General features: G+C 61.4%; 14 protein-coding genes. 2 read left to right on the forward strand and 12 right to left on the reverse strand.

Going from position 1 to position 16,518, the window contains the following annotated elements; all coding sequences use genetic code 11:
• Positions 1-3: 3 nt before the first annotated feature.
• Positions 4-1,278 carry a glycosyltransferase gene (locus ACZIRK_RS17490; RefSeq protein WP_463327799.1) on the reverse strand — a complete coding sequence of 425 codons (1,275 nt, stop codon included), beginning with the start codon at positions 1,276-1,278 and terminating at the stop codon, positions 4-6.
• Complete coding sequence (locus ACZIRK_RS17495; protein WP_028165254.1) at positions 1,275-2,072, reverse strand: WecB/TagA/CpsF family glycosyltransferase; 798 nt, start codon at positions 2,070-2,072, stop codon at positions 1,275-1,277. The genes ACZIRK_RS17490 and ACZIRK_RS17495 overlap by 4 nt, the downstream gene beginning before the upstream one ends.
• 206 nt (positions 2,073-2,278) lie before the next feature.
• Between ACZIRK_RS17495 and ACZIRK_RS17500 the strand changes: the two genes are divergently transcribed.
• The gene (locus ACZIRK_RS17500; protein WP_028165255.1) at positions 2,279-3,382 is read left to right on the forward strand and encodes an endo-1,4-beta-xylanase; all 1,104 of its coding nucleotides are present in this window, start codon (positions 2,279-2,281) and stop codon (positions 3,380-3,382) included.
• 8 nt (positions 3,383-3,390) lie between these two features.
• Here the strand turns inward: ACZIRK_RS17500 and ACZIRK_RS17505 are convergent, their stop codons facing one another.
• The 10 genes from ACZIRK_RS17505 to ACZIRK_RS17550 form a co-directional block, all read right to left on the reverse strand.
• Positions 3,391-4,827, reverse strand: coding sequence for a lipopolysaccharide biosynthesis protein (locus tag ACZIRK_RS17505; protein ID WP_463327800.1), 1,437 nt, complete (start codon positions 4,825-4,827; stop codon positions 3,391-3,393).
• Positions 4,828-4,829: 2 nt separating this feature from the next.
• Entirely contained in the window at positions 4,830-5,879 is a 1,050-nt protein-coding gene (locus ACZIRK_RS17510; RefSeq protein ID WP_463327801.1) for an acyltransferase family protein, read from the reverse strand.
• Complete coding sequence (locus ACZIRK_RS17515) at positions 5,879-6,988, reverse strand: acyltransferase family protein (protein WP_463327802.1); 1,110 nt, start codon at positions 6,986-6,988, stop codon at positions 5,879-5,881. Before ACZIRK_RS17515 ends, ACZIRK_RS17510 begins: the two co-directional genes overlap by 1 nt.
• A 4-nt stretch (positions 6,989-6,992) precedes the next feature.
• Positions 6,993-8,066, reverse strand: coding sequence for a glycosyltransferase (locus ACZIRK_RS17520; RefSeq protein WP_456645328.1), 1,074 nt, complete (start codon positions 8,064-8,066; stop codon positions 6,993-6,995).
• A gap of 20 nt (positions 8,067-8,086) precedes the next feature.
• Positions 8,087-9,379, reverse strand: coding sequence for a VpsF family polysaccharide biosynthesis protein (locus ACZIRK_RS17525; RefSeq protein ID WP_463327803.1), 1,293 nt, complete (start codon positions 9,377-9,379; stop codon positions 8,087-8,089).
• A gap of 80 nt (positions 9,380-9,459) precedes the next feature.
• Positions 9,460-11,778 carry a polysaccharide biosynthesis tyrosine autokinase gene (locus tag ACZIRK_RS17530; RefSeq protein WP_130227816.1) on the reverse strand — a complete coding sequence of 773 codons (2,319 nt, stop codon included), beginning with the start codon at positions 11,776-11,778 and terminating at the stop codon, positions 9,460-9,462.
• A complete protein-coding gene (locus ACZIRK_RS17535) occupies positions 11,759-13,030 on the reverse strand; it encodes an outer membrane beta-barrel protein (protein WP_463327804.1) in 1,272 nt (423 codons plus the stop codon). Before ACZIRK_RS17535 ends, ACZIRK_RS17530 begins: the two co-directional genes overlap by 20 nt.
• Positions 13,031-13,487: 457 nt before the next feature.
• Complete coding sequence (locus ACZIRK_RS17540; protein WP_051396847.1) at positions 13,488-14,081, reverse strand: polysaccharide biosynthesis/export family protein; 594 nt, start codon at positions 14,079-14,081, stop codon at positions 13,488-13,490.
• A gap of 136 nt (positions 14,082-14,217) precedes the next feature.
• Positions 14,218-14,952 (reverse strand): metallophosphoesterase family protein, encoded by a 735-nt coding sequence (locus ACZIRK_RS17545; RefSeq protein ID WP_463327806.1) that lies wholly within the window; start codon positions 14,950-14,952, stop codon positions 14,218-14,220.
• A gap of 89 nt (positions 14,953-15,041) precedes the next feature.
• Positions 15,042-15,179, reverse strand: a complete 138-nt coding sequence (locus tag ACZIRK_RS17550) for a hypothetical protein (RefSeq protein ID WP_155255278.1) — start codon at positions 15,177-15,179, stop codon at positions 15,042-15,044.
• A 560-nt stretch (positions 15,180-15,739) separates the two neighbouring features.
• Here ACZIRK_RS17550 and ACZIRK_RS17555 point away from each other — a divergent pair.
• Complete coding sequence (locus tag ACZIRK_RS17555; RefSeq protein ID WP_028165262.1) at positions 15,740-16,501, forward strand: sugar transferase; 762 nt, start codon at positions 15,740-15,742, stop codon at positions 16,499-16,501.
• Positions 16,502-16,518 lie beyond the last annotated feature (17 nt).

Genomic DNA, 16,518 nt, shown 5'->3' on the forward strand with positions numbered 1-16,518 from the left:
GCCTCAAGAGGCCGTGGCGGCGGCGAAGCCGCGGGCGTCCTGAATTTCCTGATGGTAGCGGTACACGCGCGCCAGTTGCGTGGCCGGCGTGAAGTCCTGGATCGCATCGGCGACCTGCTCGGGCGTCATCTTGCCGCCGTCGATGGCGTCGCGGACATCGATGAAGCGCTGTGCGAGAGTCTCCACCATATCGTTGCGGCTGCCATCGCGTGTCACCAGATAGCCGCTCTGGCCATCATGGATGACGGATTCGAGCTGCGGCAGATGCATCGCGACAACGGGACGGCCGACCGCAAGCGTTTCCAGAACGCAGCGCGGCATGCCCTCGAATTCTGAGGTGAGGATGCCCGCGTGCGCCTCCGCCAGCGTCTTCGCCATGCCCGTGGCATCCTTGAAGCCGTGGCGAATGGTGATGTCCTCGATCGCGGCAAACTCGCTGAAGCGATGCGGGTCGCTGGTGCCGATATAGTGAAAGCGGATCGGGCCGTTCAGCCGCTGTCGCAATCGCTCCATGGTGCGGAACATCAGCGGCGGGTCCTTGAATTCGTCGAGCCTGCCGGCGAACACGATCTGGAATGGCGACATGCTTTCCGGGAACGGCTGCGGCTGGAAGATGTCGGTATTGACCCAGGTCCACAGCGTATCGATCTTGTCCTTGCTGCGCGGATAGGTCTTCTGCATCCGCTCGGTGATGAATGGATTAACGCAGAGGAACTTCTCGCTCATCGTCACGGCGAACCGCTCGCCGGTATTGTGCACGAAGGAATATTTCCGGAGCAGCGAATCCATCTGCAGTTTCGGCGCGCCCTCGCCATGTAGCATCTGCACGAAGGGGAGACGCAAGATCGCCGGCAGCCAGGAGAACTCAACCCGACGTAAATCGATCGAGCATCGCCGTGTCCGTACCAGCCGTGCGATCTGGCCGAAATGACGCAGCAGTGCCACGAAGAACTGGCCTGTCAACGAAGAACGAATGGTGCGCGCGGCTTCACGCGCCTGGGCATCGCTGTAGCGAAGGATCGGAAGGAAATCGAAGGTGCGGCCGCGGAACGTGACCCGGTGCACTTCGCCGAGGGTGAGGTCACCGATCGAATCCACGCCGACGAACAGGATGTCGGTGTTGTCAGGATGGAAGGTGATGAAGTCGCGGATATAGGTCTCGAGCCCGCCGACCTTTTGGCCGCGCGGATCGAACGGATGGAGCAGGCAGATCTGATAGCGCGGCCGAACGCGGCTTGCATTGCGGGCGCGCAGCGCCAGTGTGACGGTCGAGGTCATGCGGTCTTCCGGATTCGTGCGTTGATGATCTGGGGCAGCGTGCGCGCAACGAGTCCCGGAACGGCGGCCATGCAGCGAGCATAGCGCGGTCCGAGCCGGCTTGGGTTGTTCAGCATGCGCCAGGCCCATTCGAGTCCGGCCTTCTGGGTAACCGACGGCGCGCGCTTCTGCGTGCCGGCGATGAAATCGAGCGCCGCGCCGATGCACAACACACCAGTGCCATCGAGCTCGTCGAGGCAGCGCGCGGCAAATACTTCCTGGCGGGGCGCGCCGAGCGCAACGAAACAGAGTCTTGCACCGGACTCGCGGATCAGTTCGATCGCATGATCGGCCTCGGCGGAATAAGGATCGAAGTTGGGGCCGGGCGCATACCATCCCACAACTTGCAGGCCCTGGAACCGTTCCGACAGACGTTGCGCGGTCATCTTCAATGTCGCGTCATTCGACCCAAGCAGGAATACAGGAAGGCCCTTCTTTCGCGCTTCCTCGCAGAGCGGTTCCACGAGATCGGCGCCGGTGGTCCGCTCGATATGCGTGCCAAGCAAACGCGACAGCACGACGATCGGGAACCCGTCCGCCGTCACAAATTTTGCACGACGATAGGCAGCACGGAAGTCAGGCCGCTGTTGCAGTTGAACGACATGATCGAGATTCAACGTGCATACGCTGAAGTTTTCGCCTTGCTGCGCAGCCGATACGATCGAGTTCACCGCTTCGGGAAGTGAACCAATGTTGATGGAGATGCCATCAACATTGAGATTGGATGTCGCAGGCTGCGTCTGTATTTCCGGCATGTCGATCTCCAGGTGCGAGAGAAGCCGAGGTGCGCTGATGGAAGTCGTCGGCATGCTCAATGCTTGTGCGATGGGAACTCGCATCTCGAAGACTCTTCCTCGACGAGCGGCGTCACGAAATAGAACTATTGCGTCGCAACGATGGCGATGCCGCTGTGCAAAAATGATTCAGCGCAACGAATGCATTCACTTGATGGAGAGCAGCCATGCAGATGTCGCGACGAAGTGCACTCGCCATTCTCGCAGCCTCAGGCGTCGCCGCGCGTGCAGGAATTTCAACTGCGGCGCCGGCGCAAGGACAGAGTCTCGGTGCAATCGCTGCACAACATGGATTTGCCTTTGGCGCTGCCGCTGGCCCCGTGATCGACAAGGATCTTGCGTATCGCGAGCTTTACACAACGCAAACGCGCATCATCACAACTGACGTTGCGATGAAAATGGGCACGATCGCGCCACAACCTGGCCCCAAACGTTTCGAGAGCGCGGATCGTCTGCTGCAATTTTGTGCGAGCAATCGCATTCCGATGCGCGGTCATTGCCTGATCTGGAATGATTGGGTTCCGCAGTGGATCAAGAGCATGAGCAACGCGGAGCGTCAGGCGTTCTTCGACTCCTATATAGAAGAAGTGGTCAGCCGCTACGTCGGCAAGTTGCATTCATGGGATGTCGTCAACGAGCCGTTCTGGCCCGGCCACAAAGCGCCCGGCGGCTACAGATTAGGGCCATGGTATGACGCTTTCGGCGGAACCGGCTACATCCGCCGTGCTTACGAACGCGCGGCCATGGTCGACAAGAAAACCAAATTTGTTCTTAACGAGGCGCAGACCGAGCGCGATGACGAGGTGGGGCACATCGTGCGCAGCGGATTGCTGCGTCTTGTCGATGAATTGAAGCAGGCTGGCGTGCCGCTCGCGGCCGTCGGCTTGCAGGGTCACCTCCAGCCGCGCTATCCGCATGATCCGGGACGGTTCGTCGAGTTCCTGCATGAACTCGCATCACGCGGCGTGGACATCTACATCACCGAATTCGATGTGCGCGACGACACGTTCCCAGACGATATCGCCACCCGCGACGCGATGATCGCCGAGACTGCGGAGAAATTCCTCAACAACGCGTTGCGGGTGCCGGCGGTCAAGATGGTGATCGCCTGGGAGTTGGCGGACAATTATTCCTTCTACACGGATGCTGCCAAGAAGAAGGATCCGCTGGCGCAACGCCTGCCGCGGCCACTACCTTATGATTCATCGATGCAGCGAAAGCCGCTGTGGTTTGCGATCGCGCGCGCGTTCGAGAATGCGAAGAAAGCGTGACAGAATCGTCATGCTCCGGAATGTTGCGGGCGTGCCCGCAGCATCTTCAGGAGTGACGGTGCGTACAGCAGCGCCAGCATTGTCAGATAGACCGCCGCCCCGGCTGCGATATGTGCCGCGAGCATGATCGCGTTTCGCGCTTCCGGGAACTCGCGGAGCAGCGCCGCCATCGCGACGGTCGCAACGGCAATGCGCGCCAGGTGCGCAAACGGCAGCGTCAACCCGAACAGCGAGAAGCCGATGCTGAAGCTCGCGGCGGCTGCCGCAGTCGCAGCGAGAACCGTGGCGCCTGCCGCGCCGGCAAGTCCCCAGTAGCGCAGGCACACCACGCTGAGGATCACCGTCATCGTGGCGTCGATGGCGGAGATCGCCATCATCCAGCGCGTGCGGTTATGCAGCAGGAAGACCTGGTCGCCGAAATGGGCGCGAAGGTTGCGGATCGCGCCGGCGAGTGTCGCGAGCGGCAGCACGCTCAGCGTTGCCTGCTGGAACGGCACCGCGATCAGAAGGTGCACGATCTCGAGCCGCAGCATGAAGATGCCGGTCAGGCTTGGCGCGAGAATCGCAACGAGCAGCGCGGTGTTATCGGCAAGCTGCCGCATTGCCGCCTTGCTGCCGCTTTGCTCCATGCTCTTGACTGCGAGCGGAAAGGCGGCGGCCGTCACCAGCATGGCGGCGACCGCGGCGGCGCGTTGTCCCAGTCCGTAACCGACGGCGAACAGGCCGGCGGCGGCCACACCCTGCATCTCGTTGATGATGAAGCGCGAGGCATTGAGGCCGACCCAGCCGAGCCCGCCACCGATGATCAGCGGAACGCCGTAATGCAATGCGTGCACCACGATCTCGCGATCGATCGGCCACAGGCGGCGACCGTAGGCGATCTTCGGCAGCACCAGCAGCGCAGCCGCGAGTTGCGCGACGGCGTATCCGGCCAGCGGCCATTCGGCGGATTGGCCGAACAGCTTGATCATCACGAGGCCCACGGCAAAGCCGAATGCGGGGCCGACCACCTGCTGGATCGTGTAGACCCAGATCTGCTGATGGGCGCGGGCGCGCTCGCCGATATAGAGGTTCAGCGAACGGGTCACCACGTAGGCGATGGCCGCAAGCAGCATGCCGAAATGCGCGTCGGGCGAAATGACGAGGCGCAGCACGACGACGATGACAATGCTCTGCAGAAGGACCGACGCCAGCAGCACCGCATTTTCGGTGCGGTAGAAGCGCGGCGCGTCGCCATCCTTGTAGCGGCCGGAGAAGCGCAGTGCGTATTGCGACCACCAGGCAAGGAACGCGATCTGCAGGAATTCGTGTGTGGCGGTGACCAGCGTGATGATGCCGAGCGTGTGATCGTTGACCACATGGGTCCATACGATCATCGCAATCAACTGGAACAGCGGCCCGACGAACTGCGCAGGGAGGTAGAGCAGTGTGTGGCGCAGCAACATCGTCACGCTCCCAGCCAGCGGGCAACGCGCGCGGAGGAGAACTGCCTGACCGCGCCTAGCGCAGCGATGCTGACCAGTGCTGTCAGTCCGAAAGTGATCGCAAAGCTGACGGCGGGGCCGAACTGGCGCAATCCGGCGTGGTCACGCAGCAACATCACGATGAAGATGTGCCAGAGATAGATGAAATAGCTGCCCGAGCCGAGGCTCGCGAGCCAGGCTGCGCTCGGCTGCAACACCAGCAGCGCAAGGCTGAACAGCGCCGCGTACAGGAAGAACGCCGTCGAGTCGTAAACTGCCGCATCGCCGATTCCGGACAGGCGCACGGCCAGATACAGCAAATAGGCGAACAGCATGGCACCGACAACGATCGCGCGCATGCTCCGCGCGGCCAAGCCGGCGAACGTTGCCGTCAGCGCGCCGACAGCCATGAACGAAAACCAGAAGGGGATATCGCGCATCCGGGCTTCATCGACGAACGATTCGGCAAAGCCGAGATGGAACAGCAGGGGATCGAGGTAGCTTCCGGCGACAAGCCCGAAACCGATCGCAAGGGCGAGCAGGATTGTCATCCGCTGCTCCGTGTTCTGCCGGTCCGTTCCGGCGGCAGCATAGATCAGCCACAGCACGACGGTGCAGCCGACATAGACGAACACGTAGTAGTACACGAAGACATAAGCGGGTGCGAACCGCGCCAACGTCGTGGTTACGCGATGATCCATCGCGGGATTGTGCAGGGCCATGTAGAGATAGGCGGCGATGAAGGCGATCGTATAGGGGATCACCGCCGCCTTCAGCCGCTTGAACAATGGCACACGTCCGGCGCGCGCGGTCAGGTAACCGGACGCGAACAGGAAGATGGGTACGCAAGGCCGCAGCGCGGCATCGATCGCCTTGGTCCATGCAAGATCGAGCGGCTGCGGCAGGGAATGGATCCCGATCACCATCAGGATGGCAACGCCCCGCATGGTATCGATCACGGCGTCGCGGCTCGTCGCCCGCGCATCCGTGCGGGCGTGAACGATGTCTGCCTGTGCCGACGCCGCGAGCGTCATCACGCGATCTCCCGATGGGAGATCGGTGCCGCCACCGGCTTGACGAAGCGGCGGTCGTAGAGGTCGGTCAGGTAGCGTCGTGACGGCGTCTCGAAGCATCGGTAGGACAGCACACTCACGATGCCAAGGATGATGATCGACACGGGCGCCAGGATCAGCTTGGCATCGGGAGAGGCGAAAAGCATCAGACGCGAATCCAAGGTGATGATGACGGTTGCGATAGGCATGTGCAGCATATAGCTGGAATAAGTCAGTGGCGCGAAGCGATCGAGCTTGAGCATCGATAGCAACGTATCGCGGCCGCTGCAGTCGAGTTGGATCGCGAGTACGGCGATCACGTAGACCGCAACCAGCGCAGCCATTGGCGTCAGCCACGATCCGAACAAGATGAATGCAACAAGCGTCGAAATCAGGGCGCCGCGCGTTGCGGGCCAGCGCGCGATCTGGTGGCGGTAGAGGGAACAGACAATGCCGAGGCTGAACGCGGGAACCGCGCGGAAGGCTCCGCCCAAGTTGATCCACTCGGACCATGGCAGGGTATCCATGGTCGCTGCCCAAATGCTGTTAGCAAGCGCAGACAACGCTATGAGCGCGATGATCAGTACTTTGCGCTGCAATGTGAGCGCAACGATCAGCGGAAACAGCAGATAGCAGAACATTTCCGCCGACAATGACCAACTCGGGAAGTTGAATGTCAACCGTTCACCGACGAAAGCATGCAGCAACAGGAATTGCGCCGGCAGATCGGAGAACGAATAGCGCCCGGGATTGTCCGTGTGCGCGATGCCAAACGAAAGCGCGAAAGCAATGCCAATATAGAATGTCAGCGTGGCGAGATGCAGTGGATAGATGCGGGCGATACGCCGCCAGAGGAAGCGTCCGATGGCGGGGCCGTCGCCGACGTCGTCATGATATTGACGCGCGATGACGAAGCCGGAAACCACGAAAAACAGGTCGACGAACAGGTTGAAATGCCAGACATGGGCGATGATGATGCGCCCGGTCGGCAGCTCCTTGAAATAATCGGAATAGTGCAAAATCACCACAGCGCAAGCGGCGATGATCCGCAGGCTGTCGAGGTGCCGCATCGCGTTGGTGGTCTTGTGCAAAAGTTTAGATCCGCTTCGGGTTGAACTGGCCAGAGGAGAGGGGGTGGGCAGCAAGGCGCGAGATCAGGTCGATCACCGCCTCGCGGTCGCCATGGGCAAGCGCGTTCCAGCGAGCAAGATTCTGCTCGGCGAGCGCGACATAGCGCGTGCGCCAATTCTGGATCGACAGCGCAGCTGCAATCTGCGCCGCGGCGGCGGTGGGCTCGGCGGGATTGATGAAGATGCCGGAGGCGTCGAGCACCTCACGGAAGATCGGCGCATCGGGTGCTGCAATCGGCAGCCCGGCATATTGCGCTTCGAGCAAGGGCAGGCCGAGCCCTTCGTCATGCGAGGTGCAGACGAACAGGTCGGCCGTATCAAGCAATTCCCTGACGCGCTCGGTCGGTTGATAATCGTGCAGCGTAACGCCCGGCATGGCTTCCAGCGCTTGCCAGTCGTCGCCCCAGCCCCGCCGGCCGACGATATCCAGCGTGGCGTCGGCAAAACCTCTTCCGCGCAGCGCCCCGACGAGCGCGGCCGCCGCCTTGAAATTCTTCCGCGGCTCGACGGTGCCGAGGGCGACCAGCCGCAGCGGTGGCGGCGCAGTCGCGCGGCCGGCGCGTTGCTCCGACTGTAATCCGAACACGTTGCGCACGGAGGGACGGTACAGCGTAATCTCGGCATCGGGTCGGGTATAGGCGGCGATCCGGCGCCTTGTATCGTTGGAGTTGGCAAGGAATCGCGGATAGTGCCGCAGCGCCAGCTTGAAGGGACGCGCCATATAGAGCCGGGCACGTGCGTTCAGTTCGGCGGGCCTGGTCACCAGGAAATCATCGTGGATGTAGGGCAGCACGCGCGAGGCGAACGGCAGCAATAGCGGGCTCGGCGGAAAACCGGGGCACAGCAGTATCGCCGACGAGGTCGCAAGCCGCATCGGCAAGCCAAAGGTCTGGGTCGTCACCATCTGGCGCGTGCCGCGCGCGGTGACCGGCACCACATTGAGCGGAGCGAGCGCGGACGCGGAAAACAGTTCCAGCGTAATGCGCTCGAGTCCGGTGACGTGACGTCCGAGATGGGTGTTGTCGACGTAGATGTCCATACGATGTCCTGACGCCGGATTTACGCGGGAACAGGCCGGTAACGGCGCTGAGCGACGGGAGGCGGAGGGGCTGTCCGCCGATATTCGTCGCGCGGCAGCAGCACGGTGATCAGGACGATGAACTGTGCAAGCTGGATATTCTTGGACGAGAAGCTCACCGAGCTCGCAGCGATCGTCAACATCAGCAGCAGCATCGCCCAGACGCCGCGGTCGGCGCGTCGGATGATCTCGGTGAAGAGGCAAGTGAGCCCAATCGTCAGCGCAACGGTGTGGATGACGCCGAACTGCGCGATGCAGGAGATCCAGAAATTCTCGATACCATAGTCGAGGCCGAGCTGGCTCTGCAGTGAAGTCACCCGGACCGGATTGGGGCCGAGCAGCAATTCTTGCCAGTCGAAATACGACAGCAGGTGAAAGGTGGCATAGCGTGCCAGCGTGCTGCCCTTGTCGGAGGAGAAGCGCAGCAGCATCTTGTCGAAGATGCCGAGATCGAGCGCGGCAAATCCGACTGCGCCCGCTGCGAACAGCAGGCAAATGGCGAGGATCGCGGCCGAGAGCGGGATGCGCTTGCCCCGCAGCATGTGGAGCATCTCGATCCCGACAAGCAGTCCCATCACGATCAGCACGGTCACCAGCGCGGTCCGGCCGCCGAACGCCATCAGCGAGGCCAGGCTGAAGGCGATCAGCGGCACTCGTATCAGAATCGGAGGGCAGAGCGCTGGCCGCAGCAGCAGCGCCAGCACATAGCCGGCGACCACGCCCGATGCTGTAAGGGGATGGCCGAGAAACGCCGAGGAGCGCCATTCGCCGAGGACCACGATGTCGCCCATTGTCAGCGGAATCAGGCGGTGACCTGAGAAATACTCATAATAGCCGACCACGATATTCACGAGAATCGTGACATGGATCGCCCAGGCGAGCGGCCGTCGTTGCGACGGCGAGAGCTGCCAGATCGCAAGACACAACACGACCGGCGTCAAGAACGTATCGAAGATCACCGTGAACGGCCGTTCCAGCACGAACATCTGCACCAGCAGGAACAGCCAGCAGAGCAGATAGAACAAGAGGAGCTTCGACTGCGAGAACATCCGGTCGATCTCGCCGATCGGCCCGCGGCTGCGCATCAGCAGCAGGAAAAAGGCGAGGAAGGTGAAGTACGTCGTCGGATGCAGCTTCTCGTAAAAATTGCCGCCCGCCGTCAGATAGTGGATCTTCACGTTGGTGAGCATGCCCGCCGAGAGCATGAACATCGCGACGACTGCGAGCACAAGAAAGCCCGTCGCCAGCCACTCGACAAAAGTGTCGAATGTCATCGCACGCGTCCGTGCTCCGGACGGCGTGTGCGACGCCGCGCCGGGCAGGCTTAGAGATTGGCTGGCAAAGCCGCGCGTGTTCACCGCGCCGCTCCGGGGCTGAGGCTTGCGGTTCCGTATGGTTTGAGATAGGCGGAACTGCGGTAGTAGTCGTAGAACTGCAGGCGACTGAGGTCGACGCGCGTGAGAACGGTGCCGAGAATGCGATCGGAGACCGGCGAGAGCAGGTCGATGGTGTGGGCCAGGACCTCACGCGGGGTCTGATCCCAGGCCAGCGCCAGGATGATGCGGTCCGCAAGCTCGGCCAGCGCCCGGCCGTCAACCAGCGGCACCAGCGGCGGCGAGTCGACGATGATCAATTCGTAGCGATGACGTAAGTGATCGAGCACATCGACGATGCGGTCGGAGAACATCAGTTCGGTGATGATCTCGGCCTGCTTGACCGCGGTCGACGGCAGCACGGACAGTCCGGTGCTTTCGTCGGTCAGGATCGCCTGGTCAATAGCCGCGCGTCCCAGGGCCACGTCCAACAATCCGATGTCGGCGCGGGGGCAGAGCGAGCGGGTGAGTTGCGGGTTGCGGAGATCGCCGTCGATCAGAAGCGTTCGGATACCCAACGTCGCCAGCGACTGCGCCAGATTGCCGGCAAGCGTGGTCTTGCCTTCGCTGTCCAGGGCCGAGGTGACGAGCACGACCCTGACCGGCTGCAGCCGCATCGTCCGTTGCAGCGCCAGGCGAACCGAGCGAATCGCTTCCGCGAAGAATGTGGCGGGCTCGTCGATCGCATAGCGCATCAAAGGCGGTTGCAAGGCGGCCGGCAACAGCTTGACCGTTCTCGGATCGTGATTTTCGAGTTCGCCCCGTCCGCGCCGCCGCGCCAATCCTGCAAGCTCCCTTGTGCCGATCAACGGCACCGCGGCGAGCGCCGGCACGCCCGATATCGACTCCGCCTGCTCCAGCGTCTTGATGCGGCCGTCGAGATAGTCGGCCCCGAAGGCGAGCACGGTTCCCAAGCCGAGGCCGAGCATCCCGGCAAGGCCCAGGATTAGCATGGTCTTCGGCGAGGAGGGACGGATCGGAACGCTGGCTTTGGTCACCACCCGCGAATCGGGCAATTCCAGGCTTTCCTGCGACGTCGCTTCCTTCGAGCGCGCCAGATAGGATTCATAGAGCGTGCGGTTGGCTTCGGCCTCGCGCTGCAACTCATGCAGCCGTACCTGGGCCTGGCTCGAAGTATTGGATACGTTCTGCAACTGCTCCAGGCTCTGGCTCAGCGAGTTTTCGCGGGAGAGCGCCACGTCGTAATCGTGCTTGGTGCTCTCGAGGATCCGCTTGATTTCCTCGTTGATCAGCCGCTGGGTGTCCTTGAGCTGCGCGCGCACATTGGTGACGAGCGGATGCCGCGCGCCGTATTTGCTGGAGAGATCGGCCTCGTTCTTGGCAATGTCGGCATATTGCGTGCGCAACTTCGTGATCATATCCGACGAAATCGCCGCATTGATTCCGCCGGGGTCGCCACCGGATTTGGCGATCTGCTGCACCTGGTCGTATTTGGCGCGCGCCTCCGCGGTCTGCACCCGCGCGGCGATCAGCTTGTTGTTGAGGTCGGTGATCTGCTGGTCGTTGACGGTCACGCCCTGCGACACCGTCAGATTGTTGGCGGATCGGAAATCCTCAACCGCCTTCTCGGAGGCGACGACCCTCGACTTGAGATCGTTGATCTGGCCGCCGAGCCAGTTAGCCGCGATGCGGGTCGCGTCATTCTTGGCGCGGACCTGATCCTCGAAATAGGCGTCCGCGACCGCGTTGGCGATAATAGCGGCCTTCGACGGCGATTCCGAGCTGACATTGATATCGACCAGGAAGGTCGTGCCTTGCCGAGTCACCTTCATGCGCTTCTGCAGGATTTCGATCGAACGCGCGCGCGCCGCGTCTTGCGGATCCGCCGCGCCTTCGGGCGCAGCCGAGGCGAACAGCCGCTTGATCGGATCGAGGAGGCCTGGTGTCGGGATGAATTCCGGATCTTGCGTCAGCTTCAGCCTGCGGACCACACGGTCCAGGATCGCGATCGACTGGATCAGCAATGACTGGCTTTCGATGGTTGCATCATCGGTGCCATAGTTCGAAAGCGCGGTCTGGCTGTTGGTCTCGACAGCGGCGGCTCGGCGTGGATCGACCAGCACGGTCGCGGTTGCCGTATATAAAGTCGTGGCCAGCAGGCAGTAGGTCAGCCCGAGTGCGACCAGCACGACAGCGGGCAGGATGGCAAGCTTGTAGCGGCGGCGCAGGATACGCGCCATCTCGCGCAGATCGACGGTCGGAGCCTGCCAGCGACTTGCGGCAGGTTCCGTCCTCTCTTCCGGAGGGCGAGGCAGGTGCTCAGAACTGCGTTGTAACATTCAATCCCACCAGGTGTTTGTCGTAGCTGAAAGTCGGAATGTTGCTTTCGCGCGACGTGAAGCGGTAGTAGACCGCGATCGCGGCGAAACGATTCAGCAGATATTTGACGCGGGCGTCGGACGTGGTGACCTGATCCTTGCGCGGCTGCCCGAAGAAGCGGTCGATCTCATAGGCGCCGTAGAACGAAACGATGACGTTGCGACGGAACTCATAGTCCAGCCCGAACTGCACGGCGTTGGCGAGCACGCCGCTCGCACTCGTGACGGAAGTCTCCGTGACGATCTGCTCGGCGTTGAAGTGAACGTCGATCATCCGCGTCGGGCTCCAGGTCAGCCTGGCGTGATAGGTCGGGCCTGCGATCGTGCCGATAGTCGGATCGACGAACTGTTGCTGCACATAGCCGAAGCCGATTTCGCCGGTGATCAGGCGCGCCAGTCCGAGGGTGACGCCGGTGAGCGCACGATAGCCCTGGGAGCTCAGCGGCTGGAGAGGCTGGCCGCGGAGGTCGCGCACGTTGCCCTCGGCGCTGCCGAACCAGCCAAGGGTCTCGGAAAACGCATAATCGATCCGGCTATGGAGCGAGTAGATCTGTCCGTCGCGGGCATCCTGGTTGATGGTCCTGCCGTCCTGCGAGACGGTCGAGCCGTAGTCGTAGGAATCGGTGCTGAATCCGACGGAGGTGGTCAGCCGGTTGAATTCCTTGCGCAGCGTCACATCGCCTGAGTACAGATTATAAGGTGTCGGCGCGATGGCGTTGGCGGGCGAACTCAGCGAACCAACGCCCTCATTGAGATGCGCGACCTGGAAGCTGCCCAGAAGCACCATGTCATGGGCAATGTCGAGCCAGCCATTGCCCTTCAGGCTGGCATTGGTCTGGTTGAGGCTGGAGTTCTGCTTGTAGACCGTCTCCTGGACATCGAGCTTAAGGTCGAGACCGTGCCGCTCCCATAGGCTATGGGCGCGCAACTGCGGCTCGACTACCGCCGCAACGTCACTGCGGATGTCGGTATTCGACGCGAACACGTTGCTGTCGAAGAACCCGCCGGTGATCAGCGACGGATTGAACATCCACGAGCCCGAACGAATGCCCACTGGCTCATAGCCAGGCTGCAGGCGGCCTTTCACGGGCGTGTCCTCCGGCGGTATGTCCTCACGGGTGTCAGGATCGGTCAGCTTGGGTAGCGGGGATGGCTCGAAGATTTGTTGCGCATTCCATGGCGGCGCCACCTCCTCATTCGGCCAGGGGAGCACCTGTGCTTCCGCCGGTGATCCGAGTCCAAGCATAATCGCAGTCACCGGCGCGGGTACGATCGTCAGTCCGCGGCGACCGAACGCGACGACCGAACGGGCTCGCCACCCACTCGTTCCAATCGCGTTCAACCAGCCAAATGCAGTCGTGCGTCCCATAATCCATCCCTTGCGGGAACTCTGGAGCGGTGAAGTTCTGAAGCCCGGCTGCCCGTGCTCACAAATTCACCGCCGACTGCGCATTGACATGGCAGCCCTTTGCACTTGTTACGCGCGCACTACGGAGCATTGCTGGTTTGATCAGAGAACATCTTCCCGCGCATTAACGTGCGTCGCGGGAAAAAGTTTTCTGCATTGCAAAATAATACTCATCGCAAATCGACGACACTATGGCAGCGCGCATGACGTAAATGTTTACGCGCGTGATTTGCGAACGAGATTGCTCCGTCGAACGAGCCACTCAGAAGTAGCGCTCGGGAACCCGGATGTTGTCGCCAGGAAACACCAGGATCGGTGCATCGAGCGCGTAGATCTCCTCCGCTGGACTGCCCGATCGGCGCAGATAGACCTTGCCCTCGTTGGCGCGATAGGTGAATCCGCCGGCACTGGCGACCGCATCCATCACCGTCAGACCAAGGCGGTACGGATACTCGCCGGCCTTTTTGACCTCGCCGAGGATGTAATAAGGTCTGTACGCGACGATCTCGACGTTCACCTTCGGATCACGCACGATGTCCTTCGATAGCGCGGATGTGATCGCGCGTTCCAACTGCTTGGTCGTCATGCCGGACGCCCTCATGCGTCCTGCAAGTGGAATCGAGACCTGACCGCTCGCGTCGATTTCATACTCTCCCGTGATGTCGGGCTCCCCATAGACCTTCACACGCACTCTGTCGTTCGGACCGAGCACGTAGGTCCCTGTCGAGAACGCATGCGAGCCGGTTTGCGTTTGAGCCGACGCGCAAGTTGCAAAACCCGCGATACTCGCCAAAACAAACGCAAATAGAATATTACGTGGCGCCGCGCGGGCGACACGGATTGATTGTTGCTGCATGACTGCATCCCCACGAAAGTCCGTAGTAACGGCGCGGAGCATAAGTGAGCAAACAAGGCGAAAAAATGTGGGTAGTGGTTCCGCGACAGCTCCATGCGGTTCCATGATCGCGCAGCGTTAATGGCGCCATCGTCTGTCACAGGACCAGAATCGCTGTTCCTTCGATGGCGATGCAGGTCAGGGTCCCGCTTCTCCACGCGCCGGTGTCGATATTGATGCGGTTATGCCTGATGTCGGGATGGGGAACCGGGGTGTGGCCGTGCACGACATATTTGCCGTGATCTTCATCCGAACTGAGAAACTCCTGGCGGATCCAAAGTAGATCCTCCGGATGCTGCTGCTCGACCGGAACGCCGGGGCGCACCCCGGCATGGGCAAAGAAGAAGTCACCGCAGATAAAGCTGTCGCGCAGGCATTGCAGGAACAGGACATGCGTGCGCGGGAAGACGTTGAGAAAACGGCGCTGCAGGTTGACTTCGGAGACGGGCACGTCGCGCGGAAACACGCCATAGGAGGCGAGCGTCTGCATGCCGCCGAGCCGCCGCCACTGCGCGAACGCCGCCGGATCGTCAAGAAAGTGTTGCAACAGCTCTTCATGATTGCCACGCAGGCAAACCGCGTGATTCCTGACAAGGCGAACTGCCAACAGATCGAGCACGGTCTTGGAATCGGGGCCGCGGTCGATATAGTCGCCGAGATAGATCTCGAGCGCGTAGCGGATCGGCCGCCGGGTTATGTCGTCGTCGATACGCGCAATGGTCTCGGCGAGCAGGTCGGCGCGTCCGTGAATGTCGCCGACCGCGTAGATGCGCGTGTCTGCGGGAGCCGAAGGTGCAACGAACTCGGGATATGCAACTGGCGGCCGCATCATCGACTGCTTCGATCATGGAACCGCCATGAGGTCAATCGGCGGCGCCGCCGCCGCGGCACCTGTTCCCGTTTCCCTTGCCTGTATAAAGTCTAGAAGAAGATCATTCGGATGAGCAGAATGATCACGATCCAGGCAAGCATGTTCGTCAGGATGATGCGGTTCCTCAATTTACGCCCCGCAGGATCGAGTCGTTTTGGTTCAGGGCGATCCAAACGCGCCGCGATCATTGGCGCCTCCCTGGAAAATCTTTCCGAGACAAGCGGCTTCTTCGTTAAGGCCGTTTTCGGGTGTTGACGTCCCGCAATCATCGAGAAGACCATCAATTGAAATGATCGCGTCGGGGAGAGTACGAGTGGCGCTTTAGTATGCAGTGAAAGAAATCCTTCAAAAATGATCGCACAGATTAAGTGCTTGATATAGCCGTTGCGTGGCCATTTCTGAATCGAATCCGATTCGCGCGTGGTTCCAGGTTTGCGTTAATGCATGGCTGCATCGAAACACACGCAGCGCATTTCGCGTGCACTTCAACCTAAGCGCTTCCGAACAAAACGGATTCTTTGCATCGCACAAAGCTCACGATGCCGCGATGCAAAACCGCGCGCAACATTTTCGTTTTGCTGCCCCATTTCGCTCAAAGAGTTCGTAGAGTTATACCGCCGCGCGATCGAGACGCGTCTCTGCTACGCAGGAAAATTCGCAATTGCGAAGGTGCCCGCGAGACGGGCAGTGACGGTCTGCGTCGTCGCGCTTGTGACCTCTTTGGGTTCAACAGAGAGAGCGAGAGCAAATGGCCGCCATCGTCACAGCCAACTTCGACCAGGACAGTATCAGGTCGCTCCGCAACAAGCGGAGCACCATCTCGATGCGGCCGGTCGAATATGCCGGCAGCAATTCATATAGCCCCTATCGGGCAAAGCGCCCGCGCGGCGCGGTGCGGACTGAGCCGGGTTCTTCCATCTCAAAGCGCATCTTCGATATCGTGGTTGCAAGCGCAGCGCTGTTGTTCTTCGCGCCGCTCTTGATCGCGATCGCCATCGGCATCAAGCTGACGTCGCGAGGACCGGTGTTGTTTCACCAATACCGGTACGGCTATCGAAACCGGCGCTTCAAGATCTACAAGTTCCGCTCGATGCGGACCGACGCCGGCGACGTGCGCGGCGTCAAGCAGACCGTGCAGGGCGATTCCCGCGTCACCCCGATCGGCAGGATCCTGCGCAAGACGAGCCTCGATGAAATCCCGCAATTGATCAATGTCATCAAGGGCGACATGTCGCTGGTCGGCCCGCGCCCGCATGTCCCGGGCATGCTGGCCGCTGAGCTGCCTTATGAGGACCTCGTGCCGTATTACTTCCAGCGCCACAGCGCTCGGCCCGGGATCACCGGCCTTGCGCAGGTGAGCGGCTGCCGCGGAAGCACGGTTGAGGCCGGCCGCGCGATCTCGCGGATCGATTACGACCTCGACTACATCGAGCGCTGGTCCTTGCGCATGGACGTCATGATCATCGTGCGCACCGTCCGCCGCGAATTCCTGTCCGGCAGCGGCTTCTAGCCCGCCGACATCCAAGC

It is taken from the genome of Bradyrhizobium sp. Leo114, from assembly GCF_055229415.2.